This is a genomic window from Cytobacillus pseudoceanisediminis, from assembly GCF_023516215.1.
GTDB classification, from domain to species: domain Bacteria; phylum Bacillota; class Bacilli; order Bacillales; family Cytobacillaceae; genus Cytobacillus; species Cytobacillus pseudoceanisediminis.
This window is the reverse complement of record NZ_CP097349.1, coordinates 54,728-79,026: the sequence shown is the minus strand read 5'-3', so window position 1 is coordinate 79,026 and position 24,299 is coordinate 54,728. Positions and strand designations below refer to the sequence as shown.

The following is a 24,299-nucleotide window of genomic DNA, read 5'->3' as shown; positions in this document are numbered from 1 at the left end:
GATTTTTTTCATAAGCAAATAAAAAAGGAATATATATGACGAAAGGCAAAATTTTATGACTATTTATATAACCCAATGTTATCACTGATATGGATAGCCTACAATGAACGGAAATTGTCGCTTCCTGCGAATGCACATGCCTGCTTGAAAATGAATAAGAAAAAAATTTCTAAAGTATGCCGGGAAGCTATTTCGACAGAGTTCCAGCGACAAAAATCTTTAATTTTCACCTGTTTATGGATTGCATATCGAAATTTGTCATTTTTGATGGTAAAATATTTCTGTTCAATGAATATGAGGTGACTTTTTTGGAATCAATCATGCTGGCATTATTGATCTTGTCTATAGGGCTATTTATTCTTTCAGTGTTCTTGAAAGATCCTTATAAAGAGCTGCGCGAAGAAATGGACCAAATGTCCATGCAGCAGATTCAGGAAATGTATCAGATTAAAAAGAAATTAAAAGTATTGGAAGAAGAACTGCTGGTGGGTGAAGAACCATTTATTCAGCAAGTCCCTGCAGAGTCCTCTGCTCATTCCTTAGTGAAAAGGGAAGTTCATGAAATTATAAAAAATCAGGTGATGCTGCTTACCAGGCAAGGATTGTCAGTAGAGCAAATTGCAAGACAATCATCACTCTCTCCTGATGAAGTAAGAACCATTCAAACAGAAATGAAATTTAGAGGTCATGGCTATGAATAAAAGAAATACCCGGGCATTTGCATTTGGCATCCTTACAGCTGTCATAGCCTTCAGTACACCCTATTTTTTCATAAAGCCGAATCAGTCTGAAAATAGAAAAATTGATGTAAGCAGTGCGAAAGAATTTCTTCAGGCAAACGGCTATACTGTTTTAACAGAGGAAGAATATACTCTATTGCAGCAGACTAAATCCGAGGATCCAGCAAATAAGAATACGGAAGATAAAGAAGAACCTGCTGAGAAAGATACCGAGCCGCAAGAAGGTTCACAGGAAGTCTATCAGCTTACAATTGAGAGCGGCATGACGCCTGGGGAAATCGCAGCACAGCTTGAAGAGGCGAATGTAATCGATCAGGCAGCAAATTTCGGCATTTACCTTGAAGAATACGGGTTCAGCAAAAAAATACAGCTGGGCACATTTAAACTGACCGCTGATATGAGCTATAAAGAAATCGCAAAAATCATAACAAAAAGCTAAAAGGAGCTGAATCCTTTTAGCTTTTTTACTGTCCAGCATTAGCGTGCAAGGCGCTTAAGCTTTCCTAATTTAATTATTCAAATCATATTGACGTCCTTTAACCAGGTAAAAAATATGTTCTGAGATATTGGTTACATGATCAGCTGCTCTTTCTAAATATCGGCAAACAAAAGAAAGCTGAGTGATCTGAGGGAGATATTCCGGTTTCTGCAGGTTGATCTGCAGCAGCTCTTTAATTGTTTCACCATATAGGTCATCTACCTGATCATCCATATCGGCAACTTTTTTTGCCTTTGCAATATCTTCTTCAGTGAAAGCCTCCAGGGATAGACGCAGCATTTCTGTAGAGATTTCGTACATTTCTTTTATATGTTCAATCGGCTTAATAAGAGGTTCTGACCCAATGCGTATGGTAGACTTCGCTATATTCACTCCAAAGTCAGCAATCCGTTCAATGTCTGTTGCGATTTTTATAGCGACAATGATGCGGCGAAGGTCAATGGCCACAGGCTGCTGTTTGGCAATTAGCAGAATGGCTAAATCATTTATTTCCTCATATAAAATATCAGCCTGATTATCGTCATCAATGATTTCAAGAGCCAATTCTATATTTTGTGTTTCAAGCGCTTCAACCGATCTATGCAGGGCCTCTACTGCAAAATTGCCAATTTCAATCAGTTTCTTTTGAAGCTCCTGCAGATCATATTCAAACCTTTCACGTACTGCCATCATGGTAATCCCCCTTCATCCATTCAAGTATGGATTATATTCTTTCATTAAACCTGCACACAATAATTAGCCGAATCTTCCTGTGATATAATCTTCAGTCCGCTTATCTGAAGGAGTGGAGAAAATCTTATCAGTTTCGGCAAACTCGATTACTTCACCATTTAAAAAGAAGGCTGTTTTATCAGAAATACGGGCTGCCTGCTGCATATTATGCGTAACAATAATGATGCTGAATTCTTCCTTAAGCTCCTGCACTAGCTCCTCTACCTTTAAAGTGGAAATGGGGTCAAGTGCAGAAGTAGGCTCATCCATTAAAATGACATCCGGTTCAATTGCAAGACAGCGTGCAATGCAAAGACGCTGCTGCTGCCCGCCTGATAAGCCGTACGCATTCTGGTTCAGGCGATCTTTTACTTCATCCCAGATTGCAGCTCCCCTTAAGCTTTTTTCAACAATTTCATCCAGGATTTTTTTATCACGGATTCCGTGTATTTTCGGTCCATATGCCACATTTTCATAAATGGACTTTGGAAATGGATTAGGCTTTTGGAAAACCATTCCTACACTTGTTCTTAAATCCTCCACTTTAAATGATTTATCAAGAATATTGCGCTCGCGGTATAAAATTTCACCGGAAATCTTCACAGAAGGAACAAGCTCGACCATGCGGTTCAGGGTTTTGATATATGTGGACTTTCCACATCCGGATGGACCGATAATGGCCGTTACTTCATTTTCATTAATGGCCAGATTTATATTTTTTAACGCATGGCCTTCCCCGTACCAAAGGTTAAGATCTTTTGTATGATAAACAACTTTTTTATTCTCTTTTGCTTTTTGGCTTAGATTAGCTGTTTTAGTATTCAGATTGGCTTTTTCTGTAACTACAGGCATTTTATTAAACCTCCCGGACTAAAATCTTTTTTGGAATTTATTGCGGATCAAAATAGCGATTGAATTCATCGCAAACAATACAATCAATAATATAACGATAGTTGCAGCTGCCAGGTTGGCATATTCCGCTACAAGGGCAGAGTCAATTGTCCAATAGTAAATCTGAACCGGCAAAATCGTAAATTTATCAAAAATTCCATCAGGAACGGGAATTAACAATGCCGGAATACCGATAACAACCAATGGCGCAGTTTCCCCGATTGCCCGGGACAGTGCAAGAATGACACCCGTAAGAATTCCCGGCAGAGCTGCGGGAAGGACCACATTTTTAATAGTCTGCCACTTTGTCGCTCCCATACCATAAGAGGCTTCTCTTAAGAATTGAGGAACTGCACGAATAGCTTCCTGGCTGGCAACTACTACAACAGGAAGAACCAGCAGTGCCATCGTAAGACCTCCTGCGAGAACTACAGAACCTAAATCCAATGCTCTTGCAAAAACAGTTAAACCAAGGATTCCAAAAACAACTGACGGAACGCCCGCCAGGTTGGAGATATTCGTTTTAATAAATGAAGAAATGCGTCCCTTGGCTGCATATTCTTCAAGATAAATTGCTGTGCCTACTCCTAAAATCATCGTGACAGGTGCAACAACAAGCATCAGCCATAGTGTTCCTGTTATTGCTCCCCAGATACCGGCTCTTTCAGGATCCGTCGATAAACGATTCATCAGAAAATCCATGTTGATCCAGCCTAAACCATCAGCAAGAACCCGATAGATCAAAACAATTAATACGACAAGGCCAAATAAAGTGGCCATAAAGAAGAGTGTTTTAGCAAGGTTATTGGCTAGCAGGCGGCTGCCCATCTTTTTATGCACTTGTTCTGAATCCACATATTTCATATTAATATTCCTCCCTGAACTTGCGAGAGATATACTGAGCGAGCAGGTTCATAATCAGCGTAAACACAAACAATGTCATAGCAACAGCATAAAGACTATAATATAATGTTGTTCCAGCTGCCGCTTCCCCTCCTGTAACTTCCACGATATAAGCAGTCATGGTCTGCATGGACTGTGTTACGTCAAATGTAAAGTTCTTTGAACTTCCGCTTGCAATCGTTACGATCATTGTTTCCCCGATTGCTCTTGATATACCGAGCACAAAAGAAGCAATGATACCTGAAATAGCTGCCGGAACAACTACTTTCCAGGTTACTTCAAGCTTAGTAGCACCTAATGCAAGGGCACCTTCCCTCATTGCATTTGGCACAGAACTCATCGCATCTTCTGAAAGTGATGCTACCATCGGAATAATCATAATTCCCATTACAATCCCTGGACTCAAAATATTCGTAGGTTCAAGTCCTGGAATAAAGGATCTCAGTAAAGGTGTTACAAATGTAAAAGCAAAAAATCCATAGACAATAGTAGGGATACCTGCCAGGATTTCAAGAAGAGGCTTTAATGCCTTTCTTGTTTTTTCAGATGCGTATTCACTTAAAAATATCGCTGTCATCAGTCCCACTGGAATCGCAACAAGCATGGCGATTAGTGTGGAAATGATTGTTCCCGTCAGTAAGGGAAGAACACCAAAGACAGCATTTTCTCCTAAAGGCTTTAATTCAGTGCCTGTAAAGAAATCTATAAAAGGAACGTCTTTAAAAAAGGCGATTGTTTCCGTAATTAAGGTAAGTACAATTCCAATAGTCGTAAAAACCGAGATTGCGGCTATGCCAAATAAGATCTTTGGTATTAATTTTTCAGTGTAATTATTAACACTTCGTGATTTTTTCTTTTGCTGAATGATTTCACGTACATTCAGCTTTTTGTTATCGTGTTGAACAGCACTTTTTGCCAAGTGTAAAACCCCTTTCAGCCTTCTCATCCAAAGAAGTACTCTTTAGCTCATACTACAAAGGAAAAAACTAGTAACATCACAAGAAGATGAGAAGGCAAACTTCTCATCTTCCCATGACAATACTTTCAATCACTTACTTCAATCCGTTCAAAGCATCTAGAGAAGCCTGGATATCTTCATCTGATAATGGAGCAAATCCAGTTTCTGCTGCAACATCCTGTGCATTTTCCATTGTATAAATAGCATAATCAAGCACTTGCGGTTTTTCTTTAGCCATATTTGTATTCAAGTATGTGAATACCGGGCGTGTAAATGGAGCATAATCTCCGTCTTCTTTGATTGTATCTAATGATGGTTCAACAGGTCCGCTTCCAAAGTCTACTTTTACTGCAGTCAATTTATCTTTGTTGCTGTCATAGTAACCATAGCCAAAGAATCCGATGGCATTTTTATCTTTAGAGACAAGATCCACTAAAGTTGAGTAGTCCTGCTGCAAGTTGATATTTTCAGGAAGATCCTGTTCTTCGAGAATATTCTCAAACATAAATTCGTAAGTGCCGTGGTTTTCATTTGGGCCATATGTCTGAATTTCTTCATCCGGGAATTCAGGGCGAACATCTGACCATTTTTTCTTTCCTGCACTTGCAAGGAAGATATCAACAACTTCTTGCTGTGTAAGTTCTGTAGCCCAGTCATTTTCCTTATTGATGACAATCGTGATGCCATCCAAAGCAACCTTCATTTCCTGTACATCAATGCCAAGATCTTCAGCAGAAGCTTTCTCTTCATCTTTAATTTGGCGGGAAGCATCGTTAAAATCTGTTCCGTCTTCTGCAAGGAATTTCTTGAAGCCAGCTGAAGTTCCGGAGCGGCTAACTTCTACAGAGACATTTTCCTGTTCTCCCATATAGTTTTCAGCCATGCGTGCCATAAATGGATAAACAGTCCCAGAACCATCTATTACTACACTGCCTTCCAGCTCTTCACTTTTTTCGCCATTTCCGCTTGCACCTTCATTTGTATCTCCGCCTCCGCAAGCTGCAGTGAATGCCATTACAGCCGCCAGCATTAGTAAAAGGCTCATTTTTTTAAGACGTTTCATTCCTGAATTCCCCCTAAGAAAATTGGTTGTTTTGTCCTACGAGTATTAGAATAAGGGTTTACTGTTAACGCGGTTTTAACTGATTGTAAAGCTTTTGTAAATGTGGACGATTCTTGTGTAAATATGTCGAATAAGAGGTATAACATTAATTTATCTTTCCGTCATTGCCTGCTTGCAATTCATATTCAGGAAAAAGAAAAACTGCCTCCCTTTTTATAAGGAGACAGTTTATCAAAACTCATTCATCTTCTTTGCGGGCATCTTCCTGCCCTTCAAGTACTTCATCTATATTTTCCACTTTTTGAACAGATTCTTCACTATCATCGCCCTTTTTATGCCGTTCCTTTTTAAGATCAAAATAAGCATCAAGGACACGCTCTCCAATTTCTTTATTGGCTCCGTGATCCACGCTTCCCTGGTAAGCCCATGGAACTAATACCGCCATAGCTACCTCAGGATTTTCAGACGGAGCATAGCTTACAAGACTTAGGTTCATGACTTCAGGCGGCTCTTTGCCAAACTTGCTGCGTTCCGGTCCATCATAAAATGCCTCGGCAGTTCCGGTTTTTCCGGCCGGCTTATAGTCCTTACTGCCAAACAAACCGTAAGCTGTTCCGCCTTTTTCCTGCATGACTCTGCGGAAGCCTTCCTGGACACGGTCCATCCAGCCAGCTTCAAGCTCTACCCGATTAAGGACTTTCGGCTCCATTTCCTGGACAATAGGTCCAAGTTCATTATTTTCCATCAATGGCTCGCGGATTTCCTTTACTATATGAGGCTCCATCCTATTTCCGCCATTGGCAATGACCGAAACATATTGGGCAAGCTGCATATTGGAATAAGTATCATACTGGCCAATCGAAAGGTCAAGCATGAAACCAGGCAATGTACTCATCCCTTTAAAGCCTGTTTGCTCATTCGGCAGATCAATTCCTGTCCGGACCCCAAGTCCGAATTGAGCGAAGGAATCCCTTACAGTGCTAAAAGCTTTTTCATTTATCCGCAATGGCTGCTCATACTCATATTTCCCGCCGCCTATATTGATGACAGTTTCAAACATATAAACGTTGGAAGAAAATTTCAGCGCATTAATATCATTCAAAGCACCAAAATTTCTCCAGGATTTTTTTACAGGTGTTCCTTTAATTTTTAAAGGCCGGTCGTAAAAAACGGTTCCGGGGTTAATGGCGCCCGTCTTATATCCGGTAAGAATTGTAGCACCCTTCACAGCAGAACCTACATTATAAGTAGTAGTGATGTTGCCCAATGCATCGTCCTGCATGACAGATTTTCCTGTCTCTTTATCCTTCACAATCTTTTTGCCGGCCATTGAAAGAACCTCTCCGGTATGAGGATCCATCAGCACAACGTATGCTCTGTCCAATAATCCTGTCCCTGCTGATGCCTTAGCTTCACGCAGTTCCTCTTCAATGATTTTCTCTACTTCCTTCTGAAGATCCATATCAATGCTAAGCACAAGGTCCTTTCCTCTTTGTCCATCAGTGATGGGTACCGTTTCAAGGACATTGCCGGCTTTATCTGTAACATTTTTCACTTTTGCCTTTTGGCCGTGAAGCACTTCTTCGTATTGCATCTCAATATAACTCTTTCCTACACGGTCGTTACGGCTGTAATCACGGGCCATATAGTATTCAAGCTGTTCAGCCGGCAGCCCTTCATCAGAGCTTGTCACATTACCCAGCACTGATTTTAATGTATCTCCGAAGGCATAATACCTTTCCCAGTCGGTTGTTGTATCAACTCCCTGAAGTATTTGAAGATTTTCGCTGACAACCGCGAATTCCTCAGGAGTGACTTCTTTATTTTTGACAATTTGCGGTGTTAATGCATATCCGCTTGTAAACTCTCTGTAGATGGCAAGTACTTCAAGGTCATCTTTTGTCAATTCGCTTAATTCATCTTCTGTAATTCGATCCAATGTGAGCTGATAGATGGCTTTGTCCAATTCTTTCTGGTCGCCTTCATACTTTTTTCAAGCTTCTCTTTGTCTTTTTTAGAGATCTTTTTTCAGCCTCTTCAGGATTTTTCATAATCCAGTAATCCTTCTTATCTCGTTCCTGAACTTTTTCAGTATCTTTGTGTATTAGCTTGGCCAGCCTTTCTGCCACCTCAAGCATTTCGTCCTGCTTGTATCCATTATTAGTAAATGTGATGGCATTTTGCGGCGTATTATCAACAATCACCTGGCCATTTCTGTCAAACATCTTTCCTCTCGGCACCGGGCTGTTGACTGTAACATCTTCCGTTCTTTCAATCTCCCGCTTATAATCATCACCATAAACTATCTGAACCATTCCAAGCCTGAGGATCAGCATGGAAAACAATAAGAACACAGCAAAGAAGAGCATATTCAGACGGAAAGGAACATGGGTCTTCTTCTTTTTCTTCCTATTCAAAATTACGCACACTTCCTTTAAAAAATTCTCATAACCCCATTCTAAAAGAAAATAACAATAAATACTATAAAGAACCCTTTTTCGACAGAGATATTTTTACTGGTAAAAAAGAGAGAGAATTTTCCTCTCTCTCATGCAGACTGAAATTGTATTTTCCTGACGAATAAATATATGACCGAATGCCCGGCCCCAATGATTAAGAGAAGAATAGGGATGCTTTTTTCTTCATTGAAAAAAGATACGGCAGCTAAAAAACCTAAAATGGATACTATACGTCCTGCATTTAAGAAGATTTCCCTTACTACGATATACTCAATTCTCATCTCTGCAGCCTTCCAGCCTCTGCCAATGACATCATATGTTAATGAGATATATGGCACAAGCAGGAGAGGATACGCTATAGCAATAGTGGCTGCATACATCAGCAGCTTTTGATACGTAACCTCAAAAACGATAAAGAAGATGGCACCATACAGTAATAACCCGCCAATAAGAATGGCCCTTTTGCGATATTCCTTCTTTAAAAGTCTTGATACAAGAAAATACCCCAAAAAAGATATACTTGAGTTGACCAATCCGTATGTACCAAGAGCCAGTTCACTGCCAGTTGAAATAAAAACATATACTGATATGACAAAGATAAAGGTTCCCTCTCTGAGCCCCTGGAAAAAGTGGGCATTTGTAATCATACGCCAGTTCATGCTGTTTTTTCGTTCTGCAAGGATTCTTCCAAATAAATACCTTCCGTCAGCTGGCCGCCTTTTTAGAAAAAAGCTTAAAAATACCGCTATTGAAAAAAGTGTCAGGGAGATGCCGAAGATAACGGAATAGCCCGTGAACTTTTCCATCCTTGAAATAATGAAACCCGCTGCTATCGGTCCAATCATACCCCCAACGGATGTTAGTATTCCAAGGAATCCATTAAAGAAATCGCGATTCTCCGGCTCAGTAATTTCAAAAGTGAGTACATTGAATGCAAGCCAGTAGAACCCATACCCGACTCCCAGCAGAGCCCCGAGAAGCAATAGAAATTTAGAGGCATTCGTTCCAATGAAAAGCACTGTCAGATAAAATAGAGCCAAAAAAATCACGCCGATTCTCAGCACAATGACACGGTCAATTTTTTCGCCCATCTCCCTGCCAGGATAAACGTCAAAGGCTGAAGCACCACTATGGCCAGGTTATATAAAGCCAGATCGCTGAACTCACCAGACTGCTTCCAGAGATAAATATTAACAAATGTGTTTGAAAGGGCAGCACTTAAAGAATAAAGCCCCCCTATAAATAAAAGCAATGTTAAGTCTTTGGTTAAATCGACATCACCGATCAGTTTTTTAAATCTGCTCATAAAAAAACTCCCCTTTGGTTCTAAGGGTAGTCTCCTACAAAGACAGTGCGGTTATGCAATGATTTAGAAATTAGGGGAAAGCCTCCGGAATTTGGAGCAAAAAAACACGGCAGATGTAATCTGCCGTGCTGTTTCATTTATTACTTTGCAGCGCTGTAACGCTTAGAAACCTCATCCCAGTTAACAACATTCCAGAAAGAATTGATGTATTCAGGACGGCGGTTTTGATATTTTAAGTAATAAGCATGCTCCCAAACATCAAGCCCAAGGATTGGTGTCTTACCTTCCATTAAAGGAGAATCCTGGTTAGGGGTGCTTGTAACTTCCAATTCGCCATTGTTTACTGCCAGCCAAGCCCAGCCAGAACCGAAGCGAGTTGTTGCTGCTTTAGCAAATTCTTCTTTGAAGCTGTCATAGCTTCCGAATTTGCTGCTGATAGCGTCTGCTAATTCACCTGTAGGCTCACCGCCGCCATTTGGAGAAATGATCTGCCAGAATAGAGAATGGTTTGCATGGCCGCCGCCGTTGTTGCGTACTGCAGTGCGAACAGCTTCAGGTACGGCATCCAGGTTAGAAACTACTTCTTCAACAGTTTTAGAAAGAAGCTCTTCGTTTCCTTCTAAAGCATTGTTAAGGTTTGTTACATAAGTATTGTGATGCTTTGTATGATGAATATTCATCGTTTCTTTGTCGATGTTTGGCTCCAATGCATCATAAGCGTAAGGTAATTGCGGTAATTCGAATGCCATAATAAAATTCCTCCCTATGTATCTGTTTTATTAAGCCCCCTGAAACACTCCAATCATTTATAAAATTCTGATTTTAGAATATTTCTAAGGTCTTTAGTTTAAGATTACCAAAGTTGGTTTTTTGTTTCAAACAAAATGCTTTACTACATATATACAATATCCTAATTTGTTTTTATTATTCCATTAAATTCAAATCACCCGAGCGGGTCATCAAAGGACCACAATTAGAAAATAAGTAATCATTACCCCTTGTATCACCGCTTTGGCTGCTGCACTGCTGACAAAACCGATTACAGATCCGAAACCGATCTTCAATGCATCATTGAAGCTGGCCTTATTTACTGCGAGTTCAGCAATGACCGCTCCCAAAAAAGGCCCAATTAAAATTCCTAATACAGGGATGACAAATGGACCTGCCAGCAGGCCGATTGTACTTCCCCAGACACCCGCTTTTGATCCGCCATACTTTTTTACCCCAATCATATTTGCTACGTAGTCTGCACCAAATAGCAGCAGGACAAAAAGCACCTGAATCGTCCAGAATAGCCAGTTAAAAGGTTCGAAAGAAAAAGAATTCCATACAGGATAAAACCGCCAAGCAAAAACAGCACACTTGGAATAATCGGAAAAACCAAGCCCGCAAAAGCGATAATAAATAACAGAATGATCAGCGTCCAATAAATTATCTCCATGATCAGCACCCTTTCTAGAAAACATGAAAGCGCATTGCCCACACCTCGAGGGGGCAGGCTGCTTGCGCTAGACATTTTTCTAACTTCAAAATTTCTACATTATTTATTTTAAAATAAATAAGCAAGGGATTTCCCCTTGCTTATTTTACCATTTATTCTTCTCCTAAAACAGCTTCAGCAATATTCACCGCGTGATCGCCGATACGCTCAAGGTTGCTGACAATGTCTACATATACAATGCCCGCCTGGCCAGAGCAGACTCCTTCATTCAGGCGAAGAATATGCTGTTTGCGAAGCTTTCGTTCCATCTTGTCTATCTCTTCTTCTTTTTTTACAACATGCTCTGCAGCAATTTTATCATTGTGGTCCAGTGCCTGAAGAGCTTCTTTTACAGTAGAAATGGTCAATTTGAACATTTGTTCTAAATCAGCCATAGCTGAATCGGTAATGGACACTTTATTTGCCTGTTTATAATCAATCAATTCTATTACATTTTCGAAATGGTCACCGATACGCTCAATATCTCTTACTGTATCCATCAGCACGGTATGCTCGTTCGACTCATGTGCTGAAAGTGAGCTTGTAGATAACTTAATCAGATAATCCGTAATTTTGCGGTCAAGATTATTGATCGCGTCCTCTAACTGGTATGCACTTTCGGAATGTTTTTGATTGCCGGTTTTCAAATATTGAACCGTTTCTTCAAGTCCCCGTAAAGAGAATGCCCCCATGCGAAGCACTTCCTCTTTAGCTTGTCCAAGAGCAATCGAAGGGGATTGTTCTATAAAAACAGGATCCAAATGTTTTGCTTTATATTCAGCAACCGCATCTTCTCCCGGAATAAGCTTCGTTACAATCCATGCCAGCACGGCTACAAATGGCAGTTGAATAAGTGTATTAGTACTATTAAAAATTCCATGCGCAAAGGCAATGGTCATTTCAGGATTTAAATCCATTTTCCCCTGCAGTGTTTCAATCAATAATGTAAACGGCTTTAATAAAATCAAGAAGATAGTAGTACCAATTAAGTTAAACAATACATGCACGGCTGCAGCTCTTCTTGCAGCAACAGATGCTCCAATAGCGGCTAAAACAGCTGTGATGGTCGTTCCAATATTGTCTCCAAACAGAACAGGCAATGCTGCATCCAGGTTTATCAGCTCTTCAGAAAACAGCCCTTGGAGAATACCGATTGTGGCACTTGAGCTCTGAACAATAACAGTAAACACTGTTCCGACAACCACACCTAGAATTGGATTTGAACTCATGCTTACGGTCAAGTCATGAAAAGCTTCCAATGTACGAAGAGGCTTCATTCCCCCGCTCATTAATTCAAGTCCATAGAATAATGCACCAAAGCCAAATACAATCTGACCGGCATTGTGAACTTTTTTGCTTTTAAAGAAAAACAATAGAATAGAGCCTAAAGCAATGATCGGCAAAGCGTATTCCCCGATATCTATTCCGATGATGAAAGCAGTTACCGTTGTCCCGATATTTGCTCCCATAATAACACCTATTGCCTGGCGCAATGTCATGAATCCGGCAGATACTAATCCAACTGTAATAACAGTGGTTGCAGAGCTGCTCTGTATAAGAATGGTGACAAGAACACCCGCCAATACACCCATGATTGGATTTGTAGTAAAGCGATCTAATAAATCCCTCAGCCGGTCACCAGCTGATTTTTGGAGCCCATCACCCATGAACTTGATTCCATAAAGGAAAATACCAAGCCCGCCCAAAAACTCAAAAAGCATTTGCTGAACATTAAGTTCCACCATTATCCAACCCCTATAACTGTTTATTCGACATGATTCATCAAACCCCATACAATTATTAATGGAAACCTATAGAAATGTAAACCTGTTGCGGACTAAATTTACAATTCCTTAACATTACATGCTTATATTACATTTTTGTTACAAACTCCAAAAAGCCTTGCAAACGCGTTTACTTGTAACATCTGGATATTTGGCTAAAATATAATAGTGAATCTCAAAAAGGGTGTGTCCAAATGAATATTTTTCTTCAGTTTTATAAAAGCTTGTTTTCTCCTAAAGATATCGCTTTATTTCGTCGTCAGGGCATAGGAAAGACTATTTTGTATGTGTTTTTCCTTACCCTGCTATCAGCACTGCCAACCTTGTTTTATTCCGGTTCGGCAATCATTAATGGTTTAAATGCTATTGATGAAACAATTGACAGTAATTTACCGGATTTTGAAATTGCAGAAGGACAGCTTCACACAGAGGAGGAAGTACCTGTAACCCTCAATAAAAATAACTTTACAATCATTGTTGATTCGACAGGAGCAGTAGACCCTTCTGTTTTATCCGAAAGCGGCAATACGATTGCCTTATTAAAAAATGAAGTCTACATACTTGCTGAAGGACAGGAACAGACATATCCATATACATTACTGACAAGCGGCACACTAACAAAAAATGACTTATCAGACTTCCTTGCATCTGCAGAATCCCTTATGCCGATTATTATTCCCTTAATAGCGATTGTCATTTATATTTTTGCAGCGGGCATTCGATTTATCGAGATCTCCCTGTTAGCACTTGCAGGTCTGCTTATTAAAAAAGCTCTTGCCAAGAAATTGGAGTATCGTCATTTATGGCGCATGTCTGCTTACAGCATTACTTTGCCAGCCATTTTCTTTACTATCATGACAGCCCTGCAGACAGCAGTGCAAAACGGAGCGATTATTAACTGGTTTGTTTCTCTTATCATCCTCCTCTTGTCCATAAAGGAAGTCCCATCTCATAACTCTAAATAAAAACGTGCCAATGGCGCGTTTTTATTTTTGCAATTAAAAAGAGGAGTAATTTTATAAATAAAGCAGTTATTAATGCAGAATAATACAAATTGAGGACTTTTTTTGGTCTAATCATATTTGGACAAGCATACATATTGGGTAAACAAGGGGTTTGGCCAGTATGAAGAAGCTTGGGGAGTATTGCTTTCAATCCTAGTTATATATGTAATCTTTTATGACCTTAATCATGGCACACTGCCCGCTGGACAAAAGCAAGCATTGGAGGCAAGTTCCCTCCCCACAGAAACAGGTGAACCCTATTTTGAAAAAAGGTCAATCCTGGAGAAACAGTTCTATCAATTATAGAACTAAACCTTGATGGTCCCATTCCTGTAGCCATAGACCAGGTTGTGTCAGACTTCTCGGAATTAAACAATGGAATGCAGCCTGAAGACATTAAATCAGGGACGACCTATAAATTTCCAAAATATACTCAGGACAACTAATCATCATTCTTGTCAATTTCAGCGGTTCATTGATACAATAAAGTGGAACCTTCTCTAACAGCATACATCTCAGCTGTTATATGAAAAGATAAAAAGGAGCGAATCTCCATTGAGTGAAATTATACATCGCACTAAAACAAGGCCTGTTAAAGTTGGGCCATTAACAATTGGCGGAAGCAATGAGCTGTTCATCCAGAGTATGACCACTACGAAAACACATGACGTTGAAGCGACTGTAGCTGAAATTAAAAGGCTGGAAGAAGCAGGATGTCAAATCGTGCGTGTTGCCTGCCCGGATGAAAGAGCTGCAAATGCCATAGCAGATATTAAAAGACAAATTAACATACCGCTTGTTGTTGATATCCACTTTGACTACAAGCTAGCATTGAAGGCAATCGAAGGCGGAGCAGATAAAATCCGAATTAATCCTGGAAATATTGGTAAACGTGAAAAAGTGGAAGCAGTGGTCAAGGCTGCAAAAGAAAAAGGCATCCCTATCCGCATTGGTGTAAATGCAGGTTCTCTTGAAAAAGAATCCTTGAGAAATATGGATATCCTACTGCAGATGGTATGGTTGAAAGCGCCCTGCATCATATCAAAATTTTAGAAGACCTTGATTTCCATGACATCATCGTTTCTATGAAAGCATCCGATGTTAATTTGGCCATTGAGGCTTATGAGAAAGCAGCACAAGCATTTGACTACCCTCTCCATTTAGGTATAACAGAATCAGGCACACTTTTTGCAGGTACTGTAAAAAGTGCCGCTGGACTTGGTGCAATCTTAAGCAAAGGAATTGGAAATACGTTAAGAATTTCACTTAGCGCAGATCCCGTGGAAGAAGTAAAGGTTGCCCGTGAACTTCTTAAAGTGTTTGGATTATCCTCCAATGCAGCAACTTTAATTTCCTGTCCAACATGCGGAAGGATCGAGATTGACTTAATCAGCATTGCAAATGAAGTGGAAGACTATATTCAAAAAATTAAAGCGCCAATTAAAGTTGCTGTATTGGGCTGTGCCGTTAACGGGCCTGGTGAAGCCAGGGAAGCTGATATCGGCATTGCAGGTGCCCGCGGTGAAGGGCTTCTTTTCCGTAAAGGCCAGATTGTAAGGAAAGTTCCAGAAGAGACAATGGTTGAAGAACTTAAGATTGAAATCGACAAAATCGCTGCAGAGTATTTTGCCAAACAGGAAGAGGAAAAAGCACAGGCAGAAAGCCTGCTGCCGTAAGGCAATATTGTCCCTTTCCGAAATAGAAAAAGCCTGGCACCAAATAATTTTGGGAGCCAGGCTTTTTTCTTTTTCTAAAAAAACGGCAGAATAAACATACCGACAATAATGGATATAGCCCCTATTGCAATCGCCCAGCCCCCAAGGCTTTCTGAACCCCTGCGGCGTGCGATAAAACCAAGGACAATTCCTGTTGCTCCAAAAAGAACCGGCAGCACAAACAAAGATAAAATGGAAAGTGCCAGGGCAGCATATCCGACTCCTCTGCCGGCTGCAACTGTTTCATTTTCTTCATCCCTGTTCGCTGATCTATTATAGACACCAGGCGCTGCTATTTCGGCAGAGGTTTCCTCAGAATAATCTGCATGAATTGCAGCTGTTTCGTTTTCCTCATCCCGATCCAGCGATCTGCCGTAGACACCTGGAGCTGCTATTTCTGCAGCAGCTTCTTCAGAATAATCTTCATGGACTGCAGCTGTTTCGTTTTCCTCATCCCGATCCAGCGATCTGCCGTAGATACCTGGAGCTGCTATTTCTGCAGCAGCTTCTTCAGAATAATCTGGATCTGCTTCGCCAATCCGCTCACTGTATCGAAGGTCATACTCTTCATTACTGCGCTCTTGGTCTGCCATCATGATCCCTCGCTTCCTTTGCTGTGTTACTAAAAAGTATTGCTTAATGGAGCATTTATAGTGTTTGCGATATAAGCCCTTTTTAAGATGTAAATGTTTAACTTTCATACCTGTTCAGGCAACACTCTTTTTCAAGGCCGGGACTTTTGTTAAGATAAGGGATATATGCATTAAAGGAGATCATAATGATGAAGAAGCGTTTTGGCATTGATATAGACGGAACGGTTACGCGCCCTGAAGCCATGGTTCCGTATTTAAATGAAGCATTTAATCTGAATATTACTTTAAATGATATTAAGCAATATGATTTAACACCTTTGGTGACGATTTCAGAAGAACAATTTGCAGATTGGTTTTATGAAAATGAGCCCATTATATACAAAGAATCACCCATTGCAAAAGGCGCAAAGGAAGCTTTGACCAACTGGAAACGCAAGCATGAATTGTATTTTATAAGTGCCAGGGGTTCTCACCTTCAGCAAATAACAGAGGAATGGTTTCTAGAGAACACATTGGAGTTCGATCATATTGAACTGATCGGGAGCCATGATAAAATCGAAGCAGCAAAAAAATATGAAGTGGATATATTTTTTGAAGACAAACATGATAATGCAGTTATGATTCATGAGGCATGTGGAATTCCTGTCATCTTATTCGATACACCCTATAACCAGGAACCCCTTCCCAATGGCGTCATTAGAGTAAGAAGCTGGAAGGAAGCATATGCATGGGTGGAAGACTGGCTGCAGGAACAAAAGCGGTAGCGCCTTGATCAGATGAACTCAAACTAAAAACCGCCACCTCATGTGGCGAACGTTGAAGCCAGCACATCCTGTGCAAGTCCGGCAGGCATAAGACGAATCACGCAGGAAACCTCCCAAAGCTACTTTGGTCGGGCGATGTATCGCTGCCGAAGCATTTCTTGTTCCTGGTTTCTGGAGTAATTTGGCTTATGAACCAAGAGGCTAGGCGCTGTAGCTGGATGCAGATTATTATTTCTCCACAAAGTTCACATCTTTATATTTTTTTATTTCCTAGATTACAAAAAGAAGCATGGGACTATAATAAATAGCTCCATGCCTCTTTTTTATTTCCTTATTGAAAACATTCCGGGCACTTCCCATATATTTCGAACTTATGTCCAGAAACATCATATCCCTTGAGATTTTCCTGTACCTGCTTCATGGGACAGACTTCGATTTCCTTCGTTTTGCCGCAATCCAGACATATAAAGTGATGATGATGATGTTCATGTGAGCAAGTAAAGCGGAAGTGTTTTTCCCCTGATAGCTCTGTCATCTCAAAAATATCCAGGTCCACGAATAATGATAAGTTTCTGTAGATTGTATCAAAGCTGAGTCCAGGGTAATTATCCTTCATTTTTTCCAGAACATCTTTTGCCGTTAAATATTTATCGCTATCAGCAAATAGCTGAAGCATTTCTTCCCTCTTCCCTGTATGCTTATAGCCTTTATCCTTTAAAAGCTGCATGGCTTCATCAACATTCATACTTTCACCTCATTGTTTGCTCTGAAATAACTTCGGATAGAATTCCTTTATATTATGCCGGCCTCAGGCCTGCAATTTTTTTAAACAAGATTGTCACAATCAGTATTAACACGGCAATCATGACGATTGTTCCGCCTGGAGCTAAATCTATATAGTAGGAAATCGTCAGCCCGCCTAAAACTGAAATTTCACCGAAAAGCATGGACAGGAAAATCGTCTGTTTGAATCCTTTTGCGATTCTGATGCTGGCAGCAACCGGCAAAGTCATAAGTGATGAAACCAATAAAATACCCACTATTCTCATGGAAGCAGCTATGACCAAAGCTACCATGACAATAAATATGAAGTGGACACTTTTAGCAGCTATTCCAGATGCCTTGGCATGCTCTTCATCAAATGACAGCAGAAACAATTCTTTATAGAGCAGCACCACAAGTGCAATAACAAACACGCTGATGATTAAAATCGTCCATAAATCCAGCCGGCTGACCGCACTGACACTGCCAAAGAGATAACTGAATAAATCAGTATTGAACCCGTCAGCGAGTGAAATAAATATTACTCCAAGCCCAATGCCTCCAGATAAAATAATAGGAATAGCAAGCTCCTGATAATGTTTATAAACAGCCCTCAGTTTTTCAATAAACAATGACCCTGCTACGGAAAAAGCCATCCCCATATATAACGGATTCAACCCGCTCAATCCGATAAATTTCTTTTCAAGCAGCAAGCTTGCAGCGATCCCAGCAAGTGTCACATGACTTAAAGCATCGGCAATTAAAGACAGCCTCCTGACAACAATGAACACACCCAGTAGAGGAGCAATGATTCCGATGATGATTCCCGTTAAAAAAGCATTTTGTAAAAATTCATATTGAAGGATTCCTGCAATCATCTGCCTGCTCCTTTATCGTGGTGATGATGGTCATGATGATGGTCATGATTATGTGTCAGAACATGTACATCATGCCCGTAGATTTCTGACATTTCATTGATATTTAAGCTTTCAAATTCTGCTGTATTTCCATGGAAATGCAAATTCTTATTCAGGCAAGCCACATGAGTGACTTTATCAGAAATTGTGCCAATGTCATGTGTAACCAGCAATAGAGTTATACCAAGCTTCTTATTTAAATCATCAAGCATCTCGTAGAAAGACTGGACATTTTTTACATCTACACCTACTGTGGGTTCATCCAATATTAGCAATTTTGGATCGCTTACCAATGCCCGGGCAATGAAAACCCGCTGCTGCTGCCCGCCTGAAAGCTCGCCTATATTGCGTCCGGCAAACTCTTGCATGCCAACAGATTCAATAGCATGCAGAACTTTTGCCTGATCGGCCTTGCCCATAAATTTAAAAAGCCCCAGCTTCTTTGTAAGGCCGCTTGAAACGACTTCAAAGACCGTTGCCGGGAATCCTGTGTTAAATGAATTTGCCTTTTGAGAAACAAACCCAATGTTCTGCCAATCCTTAAAGCGGCTTATTTCATTGCCAAACAGTTTAACGCTCCCCTTCTGCACTTTAAGCAAATTCAGGATAAGCTTTAGCAGGGTTGATTTTCCCGAACCATTTGGCCCGACGATTCCAAGGAAATCTCCTGAATTAATGGTCAGATTAATATCCTCCAGGACATTTTCTTTCTCATATCTATAAGAAACATGATCTATTTCAATAATTGGCTGTGCCATTTTTATCACCTTACATATTAAGAATCATTACGATTTACTAACACAGTATACAGGAACCTGCATTCAAAGTAAAGGTACATGCTTATTTATTGGAATTTCAAAACTTATTGTCACTATTCATATTCTTAACTCATAAAGTACTGAGGAGGAGTGATGAACATGAAAATATTCGAAAACATCATTAATCACAAACTAAGCAATATTACAGCAGATGAATTATTAAAATATGGAGAGCAGTTCAACATCAGAATTACTAAAGCGCAGGCTCAGAAAATTGCAGACCATTTGAGAGGAAAGCAAGTAAACATCTTTGATGATCGGGAACGGACAAAAATAATAAAAGAAATTGCCAGGATTGCGGGTCCGGAAACTGCAAGGGAAGTAAACAGGCTGTTTTTGCAATTTACAAAATAGGACTTGGCTTATAATACTTAATTACTCATGCAAAAAGCTGTGCATTCTCGGGCACAGCTTTTTATTATAGTTATCCAGCCGTAATGGCTTCTAGTAGATTTTCATTGAATTCCTGGCTGCGCAGCATATTAATTTCTTGCTTATAAGGCGCTTTTTTATTGTTTTTATCTTCGCCAACATAAGGAGTCTCCAGAATTTTAAGGATATCCTGTAATTGAGGATGATGAACAATGTAGTTTAACGCACTGAAGCCAATGTGGCCAAATCCGATATTCGCATGACGGTCTTTACGCATTCCGCGCTCATTCTTACTGTCATTAATATGGAGCACTTTCAGGCGGTCAAGCCCAATAATCTTATCGAATTCTTCCAATACACCATCGAAATCATTTACAATATCATATCCTGCATCATGCGTATGACAAGTATCAAAGCATACAGATAAATGGTTGTTATAATTGACTCCCTCTATAATCATAGCCAGCTCTTCAAAGGATTTCCCGCACTCCGAACCTTTTCCGGCCATGGTTTCTAGTGCGATCTGCACATTTTCTTCGCCATTTAAGACTTCATTCAAGCCCTCCACGATTTGTTTGATGCCGGCCTCTGTTCCAGCTCCTACATGTGCACCTGGATGAAGAACAATCTGCTTAGCACCAATCGCTTCGGTGCGGTCGATTTCAGAGCGAAGGAAATTAACGCCTAATTCAAATGTTGAAGGGTTTGAAGTATTCCCGATATTGATAATATAAGGAGCATGTACAACGATATCAGCAATCCCGTGCTCTGCCATATGCTTCAGCCCGGCCTCAATGTTCAGATCTTCGATTTTTTCTTCTTGTGTTTTGCGGGGCTCCTGTATAGATCATAAATGTATTGGAGCCATATGAAACAGCTTCTTCACTTGCTGCTAAAAGCATTTTTTTCCGCTCATGGACACATGTGATCCAATTTTCAGCATGACGATACCTCTCCCTTTAATATTTCTTTTAAAAATTTGTTTTACTTATAAACCATGCCCGTTGATTTCCACTGCGTGCATTTTGATTTCCGGAGGAATGAGAGCCTTCTCGGATTCGACTGCAGGGTCTCTCACTCCCTCTCCTCCCGCAGGACTTTGACTAAGCTTCCTTGAATTAACTTTTCAAGAATCAAATCCCATCAGCTCCCAACCAACTCAGTGGTTAAGACGAGTTAGCAGGTCAAAAGTCTTGCAAAAATTTATTTGCGCTTTATTCTTCTTTCGCGTTTTTTAATTTTATCCATTTCCCATTTCATTTTCTTTTTATATCCTGGTTTTACTTTTTTGGTTTTTTCACTAGTGATGCAGCTTTTTTATCAATGTCATCTGTTTGTTTCTGTCTTGTTTTTCGCTTATTGCGATTATCCAGGTCTGTCCATTCACCTTTTTGCAGATCTTTGTGCTGGAATTCCAATCCCATTTTTTCAAGTCTGTTTAATGCATCTTCATCGGAAGTCTCATACACCGTCACAGCAATTCCCGAGAATCCTGCACGCGCTGTCCGGCCAACCCGGTGTATATAAAAATCAAGATCTGTCGGAAGTTCATAGTTGATTACATGGCTGATTCCCTGTATGTCAATGCCCCGGGCTGCCAGGTCTGTTGCCACAATATATTGAAACTCAAGGTCGAGAATCTGCTTCATCATTTTCTTTCGCTCACGAGGGTTAAGGTCTCCGTGAATCCGCCCGACTTTTAGACCTTTGCTGATTAATCCGTCTGCCACTTCATCTGCCTTTTTCTTGGTGTTGGTAAAAACAATGGCTAAGTAAGGATTAAGCGAAGTCAATGCTTGGTAGACAAGTTCCACTTTGTTTCGATGTCTGGACGGCAAAAGCCAGTGCTCAATATTAGCTGCTGCTGCCTGCTTAGGCTCAACGTGAACATATTTCGGATTTTCCATATATTTCTTCAGGAAAGGCTTTAGCTTCTCCGGAATGGTAGCTGAGAACACAAGCATCTGAAGCTTTTCCGGCATCCTTGCTGCAATCTGATCAACATCCTCTATAAATCCCATATCAAGCATTAAATCAGCTTCATCCACAATAAGAATTTCTGCAGTATGCACAAATAGCGCCTGTTCCTTTACAAGGTCATTAATTCTTCCAGGAGTCCCTACAACCACATGAGGCTGTCTTTTCAGTTTTTCAATCGTTCTCTGCTTATCTGTTCCGCCGATATAGCAGCGGGCAGTTATCTCTTCTCCTTCTGGACAATGCTCTGTTACTTTAAGAATTTCATGATAAATCTGGTTGGCCAGCTCACGTGTCGGTGCAGTAATAATGGCCTGAACCTCCTGGCGGGATGGATCAACTTTTTGAAGAATAGGCAGTACGTATGAATGAGTTTTTCCTGTACCTGTCTGCGACTGGCCAATGGCGCTTTCACCCTTCAGTACTGCAGGAATCATTCTTTCCTGAATTTCTGTCGGCTCGAAAAAGCCAAAATCCCTAACCGCTTCTATAATAAAAGGCTTCAAATTAAATCGGTCAAATTTCGTTTCGTTCATATAAAAACTCCTCAATTATTCAGATTCGCCTCAGTTCAGGCAGCATCCGAAACATATATTAGTGAAGTAAGATCTACTAGTATCAACTGCAACTTGCTGGTTCCGAGCTTTTCCTACATCCTGTTATTATAATAAAGTTTCCTGCAAATAACCACTCATACAGGCATTTATATTTTTATGATAAGCTTTTTGGGCGATTTTAATAAATAAATTGGTTTCTTCTGCTTTATGCCTAAACCAAAATGGGATAAACGCATACTTTATTATATGAAATTTTATTAAGAAGCAGAAATGTGCAAAGAAAGGAGGCCAATAGATATGATGCCAGGATCAAGACCCCCTATGCGCGGAGGAATGCCTCCCCATCCTTTTATGACACCGATGCAGGGAAGACCTCCTATGGGGCCAATGATGAGCGGTCCTCCGGGAATGAAACGCGGTGGAGGCAGGGGAGGATTGCTTTCAAAAATATTGGGAAAAGGCAATGCACAGCCTGCAGCCGGAATGGGGGAGCAAGAGCAGCAGGAGGCTCCCCCGCAGGTGGAGGCATATTGCAGGCAATAAGCAACCCTTCTTCCATAAACGGCTTTTTAACAAACACTCAAAAGGTTCTAAATACCGCACAGCAAATTGGACCAATGGTTCAGCAGTATGGTCCGCTGGTCAGGAATCTTCCTGCTATGTGGAAACTTTATAGAGGTTTGAAAGATGCCCCTGAAGCTGATGAGACCGCTTCTGAACCTAAAGAGGAATCCAATCAGACGAAAGCAGAAAAAAGAAACCAGATTCCCAGAGCAAAAAAACCAAAAAGGCACCTGTCTCTGAAAAGCCAGCCGTTAAATCATCTTCAGCAGAAGGTATTTCCAAACCTAAATTATATATTTAAAGAAAAGGATGCTGAGGCATTCTTTTTTTGCTTTTTATTAAGAAGAATTACTCCTTTTGTAATATCGGTTTATCTCTTATATAATAGAAATGCAATATGGGATTTTTCCGCATTAGAAATAGAACTCACTTCAATTCAGATATAAGCTTTCATTAGGGAGGATAAGCAGATGAATGTCATAAAAATCTCTCCTCGGGGGTATTGTTACGGTGTGGTGGATGCAATGGTTATTGCCAGAAACGCTGCACTTGATCCGTCATTGCCAAGACCCATCTATATTTTGGGTATGATCGTTCATAACAAACATGTAACAGATGCTTTCGAAGAGGAAGGCATTATTACACTTGATGGGAAAGACCGCAAAGAAATCTTAGATAAAGTCGATAAAGGCACTGTCATTTTTACAGCACATGGCATCTCACCTGAAGTGCGTGAAGCAGCCAAACAAAAAGGCCTTGTGACAATCGATGCTACGTGCCCTGACGTAACAAGAACACATGATTTAATCAGAGAGAAGGAAAAGGAAGGTTTTCAAATCATTTACATTGGCAAAAAAGGCCATCCAGAACCTGAAGGTGCAGTAGGTGTAGCTCCTCAAGCAGTCCATTTAGTACAGACCATTGAGGATGTAAATGAACTTAGCATACAGGCTGATAAAATACTGGTGACTAATCAGACTACAATGAGCCAATGGGATGTCGTACATGTTATGGATCAGATAAAGGAAAAATATCCTCACGCAGAGTTCCACAAAGAAATCTGCATGGCTACCCAGGTGCGCCAGGAAGCTGTTGCGGAACAAGCTGGCCAGGCTGACGTTTTAATCGTCGTGGGGGACCCAAAGAGCAATAACTCCAATCGTCTTGCACAGGTATCAGAAGAAATTGCCGGTACAAAAGCCTACCGCATTGCTGATATAACTGAACTGGATGTGAATTGGCTAAAAGATGCAACGACAGTTGCAGTCACAGCAGGAGCCTCTACACCGACACCGATCACAAAGGAAGTCATCACGTTCCTGGAACAATTTAATCCCATTGATGAATCCACATGGTCACGCGAGAAAAAAGTGCCATTAAATAAGATACTTCCTAAAGTGAAGAAGTCTGCAAAGCTATAAATCAAAAAGACCGGTCCCTATAGGAGACCGGTTCTTTTTTA

21 protein-coding genes and 6 pseudogenes are annotated in these 24,299 nt (G+C 40.5%); 11 read left to right on the top strand and 16 right to left on the bottom strand.

The window, feature by feature from the left end; genetic code table 11:
* The first annotated feature begins 308 nt into the window (after positions 1-308).
* The gene (locus M5V91_RS00430) at positions 309-701 is read left to right on the top strand and encodes a hypothetical protein (protein WP_226280633.1); all 393 of its coding nucleotides are present in this window, start codon (positions 309-311) and stop codon (positions 699-701) included.
* Complete coding sequence (locus M5V91_RS00425) at positions 694-1,179, top strand: MltG/YceG/YrrL family protein (RefSeq protein WP_251175146.1); 486 nt, start codon at positions 694-696, stop codon at positions 1,177-1,179. Before M5V91_RS00430 ends, M5V91_RS00425 begins: the two co-directional genes overlap by 8 nt.
* 69 nt (positions 1,180-1,248) lie before the next feature.
* Here the strand turns inward: M5V91_RS00425 and phoU are convergent, their stop codons facing one another.
* From phoU to M5V91_RS00375, 10 genes and pseudogenes are all read right to left on the bottom strand, one after another.
* Positions 1,249-1,908 (bottom strand): phosphate signaling complex protein PhoU, encoded by a 660-nt coding sequence (gene phoU / locus M5V91_RS00420; RefSeq protein WP_026041601.1) that lies wholly within the window; start codon positions 1,906-1,908, stop codon positions 1,249-1,251.
* Positions 1,909-1,974: 66 nt separating this feature from the next.
* Complete coding sequence (gene pstB, locus M5V91_RS00415) at positions 1,975-2,802, bottom strand: phosphate ABC transporter ATP-binding protein PstB (protein ID WP_009332961.1); 828 nt, start codon at positions 2,800-2,802, stop codon at positions 1,975-1,977.
* 18 nt (positions 2,803-2,820) lie between these two features.
* A complete protein-coding gene (gene pstA / locus M5V91_RS00410) occupies positions 2,821-3,705 on the bottom strand; it encodes a phosphate ABC transporter permease PstA (protein WP_009332962.1) in 885 nt (294 codons plus the stop codon).
* 1 nt (position 3,706) lies between these two features.
* Positions 3,707-4,663 carry a phosphate ABC transporter permease subunit PstC gene (pstC, locus tag M5V91_RS00405; RefSeq protein ID WP_009332963.1) on the bottom strand — a complete coding sequence of 319 codons (957 nt, stop codon included), beginning with the start codon at positions 4,661-4,663 and terminating at the stop codon, positions 3,707-3,709.
* Between the two features lie 133 nt (positions 4,664-4,796).
* Positions 4,797-5,765 (bottom strand): PstS family phosphate ABC transporter substrate-binding protein, encoded by a 969-nt coding sequence (locus M5V91_RS00400; protein WP_009332964.1) that lies wholly within the window; start codon positions 5,763-5,765, stop codon positions 4,797-4,799.
* Between the two features lie 238 nt (positions 5,766-6,003).
* Positions 6,004-8,182: pseudogene (locus tag M5V91_RS00395) on the bottom strand (peptidoglycan D,D-transpeptidase FtsI family protein).
* 131 nt (positions 8,183-8,313) lie between these two features.
* Positions 8,314-9,530, bottom strand: a pseudogene (locus tag M5V91_RS00390) (MFS transporter).
* Between the two features lie 140 nt (positions 9,531-9,670).
* On the bottom strand, positions 9,671-10,279 hold the full coding sequence (locus tag M5V91_RS00385; RefSeq protein ID WP_009332967.1) for a superoxide dismutase: 609 nt from the start codon (positions 10,277-10,279) through the stop codon (positions 9,671-9,673).
* A 210-nt stretch (positions 10,280-10,489) separates the two neighbouring features.
* Positions 10,490-10,971: pseudogene (locus M5V91_RS00380) on the bottom strand (DUF456 domain-containing protein).
* A 152-nt stretch (positions 10,972-11,123) separates the two neighbouring features.
* The gene (locus M5V91_RS00375) at positions 11,124-12,755 is read right to left on the bottom strand and encodes a Na/Pi cotransporter family protein (protein WP_009332969.1); all 1,632 of its coding nucleotides are present in this window, start codon (positions 12,753-12,755) and stop codon (positions 11,124-11,126) included.
* A gap of 233 nt (positions 12,756-12,988) precedes the next feature.
* On the opposite strand from M5V91_RS00375, the gene M5V91_RS00370 reads away from it, so the two are divergent.
* From M5V91_RS00370 to M5V91_RS31055, 4 genes and pseudogenes are all read left to right on the top strand, one after another.
* The gene (locus tag M5V91_RS00370; protein ID WP_251175143.1) at positions 12,989-13,759 is read left to right on the top strand and encodes a DUF1189 domain-containing protein; all 771 of its coding nucleotides are present in this window, start codon (positions 12,989-12,991) and stop codon (positions 13,757-13,759) included.
* Positions 13,760-14,097: 338 nt separating this feature from the next.
* Positions 14,098-14,244, top strand: coding sequence for a hypothetical protein (locus tag M5V91_RS31065; RefSeq protein ID WP_500797323.1), 147 nt, complete (start codon positions 14,098-14,100; stop codon positions 14,242-14,244).
* A gap of 109 nt (positions 14,245-14,353) precedes the next feature.
* Positions 14,354-15,039: pseudogene (locus M5V91_RS31060) on the top strand (flavodoxin/ferredoxin-dependent (E)-4-hydroxy-3-methylbut-2-enyl-diphosphate synthase); the annotation flags it as partial.
* Positions 15,040-15,078: 39 nt separating this feature from the next.
* Positions 15,079-15,474, top strand: a complete 396-nt coding sequence (locus M5V91_RS31055) for a hypothetical protein (protein WP_500797322.1) — start codon at positions 15,079-15,081, stop codon at positions 15,472-15,474.
* A gap of 74 nt (positions 15,475-15,548) precedes the next feature.
* Here the strand turns inward: M5V91_RS31055 and M5V91_RS00360 are convergent, their stop codons facing one another.
* Entirely contained in the window at positions 15,549-15,908 is a 360-nt protein-coding gene (locus tag M5V91_RS00360; RefSeq protein WP_157380206.1) for a hypothetical protein, read from the bottom strand.
* A gap of 386 nt (positions 15,909-16,294) precedes the next feature.
* Here M5V91_RS00360 and M5V91_RS00355 point away from each other — a divergent pair, with 386 nt between their 5' ends.
* Positions 16,295-16,870: a 5' nucleotidase, NT5C type gene (locus M5V91_RS00355; protein ID WP_019382846.1), complete on the top strand. Its 576-nt coding sequence runs from the start codon at positions 16,295-16,297 to the stop codon at positions 16,868-16,870.
* Between the two features lie 331 nt (positions 16,871-17,201).
* On the opposite strand, the gene zur is transcribed toward M5V91_RS00355, so the two are convergent.
* Genes zur through M5V91_RS00340 form a run of 3 tightly spaced genes read right to left on the bottom strand, consistent with a single transcriptional unit; the run spans position 17,202 to position 19,307 of the window.
* Complete coding sequence (gene zur, locus M5V91_RS00350; protein ID WP_019382847.1) at positions 17,202-17,615, bottom strand: zinc uptake transcriptional repressor Zur; 414 nt, start codon at positions 17,613-17,615, stop codon at positions 17,202-17,204.
* 52 nt (positions 17,616-17,667) lie between these two features.
* Entirely contained in the window at positions 17,668-18,510 is an 843-nt protein-coding gene (locus tag M5V91_RS00345; protein WP_009332976.1) for a metal ABC transporter permease, read from the bottom strand.
* The gene (locus M5V91_RS00340; RefSeq protein ID WP_019382848.1) at positions 18,507-19,307 is read right to left on the bottom strand and encodes a metal ABC transporter ATP-binding protein; all 801 of its coding nucleotides are present in this window, start codon (positions 19,305-19,307) and stop codon (positions 18,507-18,509) included. Before M5V91_RS00340 ends, M5V91_RS00345 begins: the two co-directional genes overlap by 4 nt.
* A 159-nt stretch (positions 19,308-19,466) precedes the next feature.
* On the opposite strand from M5V91_RS00340, the gene M5V91_RS00335 reads away from it, so the two are divergent.
* On the top strand, positions 19,467-19,721 hold the full coding sequence (locus M5V91_RS00335; protein WP_019382849.1) for a DUF2624 domain-containing protein: 255 nt from the start codon (positions 19,467-19,469) through the stop codon (positions 19,719-19,721).
* Positions 19,722-19,791: 70 nt separating this feature from the next.
* Here M5V91_RS00335 and M5V91_RS00330 read toward each other — a convergent pair.
* Together M5V91_RS00330 and M5V91_RS00325 are read right to left on the bottom strand one after the other, a co-directional pair.
* Positions 19,792-20,682: pseudogene (locus M5V91_RS00330) on the bottom strand (deoxyribonuclease IV).
* A gap of 260 nt (positions 20,683-20,942) precedes the next feature.
* Positions 20,943-22,252, bottom strand: a pseudogene (locus M5V91_RS00325) (DEAD/DEAH box helicase).
* 318 nt (positions 22,253-22,570) lie between these two features.
* Here M5V91_RS00325 and M5V91_RS00320 point away from each other — a divergent pair.
* The 3 genes from M5V91_RS00320 to M5V91_RS00310 are packed head-to-tail and all read left to right on the top strand — an operon-like array spanning position 22,571 to position 24,258.
* The gene (locus tag M5V91_RS00320) at positions 22,571-22,816 is read left to right on the top strand and encodes a hypothetical protein (protein ID WP_284521647.1); all 246 of its coding nucleotides are present in this window, start codon (positions 22,571-22,573) and stop codon (positions 22,814-22,816) included.
* On the top strand, positions 22,804-23,283 hold the full coding sequence (gene vrrA, locus M5V91_RS00315; protein WP_284521646.1) for a VrrA/YqfQ family protein: 480 nt from the start codon (positions 22,804-22,806) through the stop codon (positions 23,281-23,283). Before M5V91_RS00320 ends, vrrA begins: the two co-directional genes overlap by 13 nt.
* Positions 23,284-23,307: 24 nt before the next feature.
* Complete coding sequence (locus tag M5V91_RS00310; protein WP_019382853.1) at positions 23,308-24,258, top strand: 4-hydroxy-3-methylbut-2-enyl diphosphate reductase; 951 nt, start codon at positions 23,308-23,310, stop codon at positions 24,256-24,258.
* The last annotated feature ends 41 nt before the right edge of the window (positions 24,259-24,299 follow it).

Coding starts and splice junctions, on each gene's coding strand:
- M5V91_RS00400 (WP_009332964.1), bottom strand. CDS start 5,765: ATGAAACGTCTTAAAAAAATGAGCCTTTTACTAATGCTGGCGGCTGTA.
- phoU (WP_026041601.1), bottom strand. CDS start 1,908: ATGGCAGTACGTGAAAGGTTTGAATATGATCTGCAGGAGCTTCAAAAG.
- M5V91_RS00355 (WP_019382846.1), top strand. CDS start 16,295: ATGAAGAAGCGTTTTGGCATTGATATAGACGGAACGGTTACGCGCCCT.
- M5V91_RS00375 (WP_009332969.1), bottom strand. CDS start 12,755: ATGGTGGAACTTAATGTTCAGCAAATGCTTTTTGAGTTTTTGGGCGGG.
- pstB (WP_009332961.1), bottom strand. CDS start 2,802: ATGCCTGTAGTTACAGAAAAAGCCAATCTGAATACTAAAACAGCTAAT.
- pstA (WP_009332962.1), bottom strand. CDS start 3,705: ATGAAATATGTGGATTCAGAACAAGTGCATAAAAAGATGGGCAGCCGC.
- M5V91_RS00425 (WP_251175146.1), top strand. CDS start 694: ATGAATAAAAGAAATACCCGGGCATTTGCATTTGGCATCCTTACAGCT.
- M5V91_RS00345 (WP_009332976.1), bottom strand. CDS start 18,510: ATGATTGCAGGAATCCTTCAATATGAATTTTTACAAAATGCTTTTTTA.
- M5V91_RS00310 (WP_019382853.1), top strand. CDS start 23,308: ATGAATGTCATAAAAATCTCTCCTCGGGGGTATTGTTACGGTGTGGTG.
- M5V91_RS00340 (WP_019382848.1), bottom strand. CDS start 19,307: ATGGCACAGCCAATTATTGAAATAGATCATGTTTCTTATAGATATGAG.
- M5V91_RS00320 (WP_284521647.1), top strand. CDS start 22,571: ATGATGCCAGGATCAAGACCCCCTATGCGCGGAGGAATGCCTCCCCAT.
- zur (WP_019382847.1), bottom strand. CDS start 17,615: ATGAATGTTGATGAAGCCATGCAGCTTTTAAAGGATAAAGGCTATAAG.
- M5V91_RS00335 (WP_019382849.1), top strand. CDS start 19,467: ATGAAAATATTCGAAAACATCATTAATCACAAACTAAGCAATATTACA.
- M5V91_RS00370 (WP_251175143.1), top strand. CDS start 12,989: ATGAATATTTTTCTTCAGTTTTATAAAAGCTTGTTTTCTCCTAAAGAT.
- M5V91_RS00385 (WP_009332967.1), bottom strand. CDS start 10,279: ATGGCATTCGAATTACCGCAATTACCTTACGCTTATGATGCATTGGAG.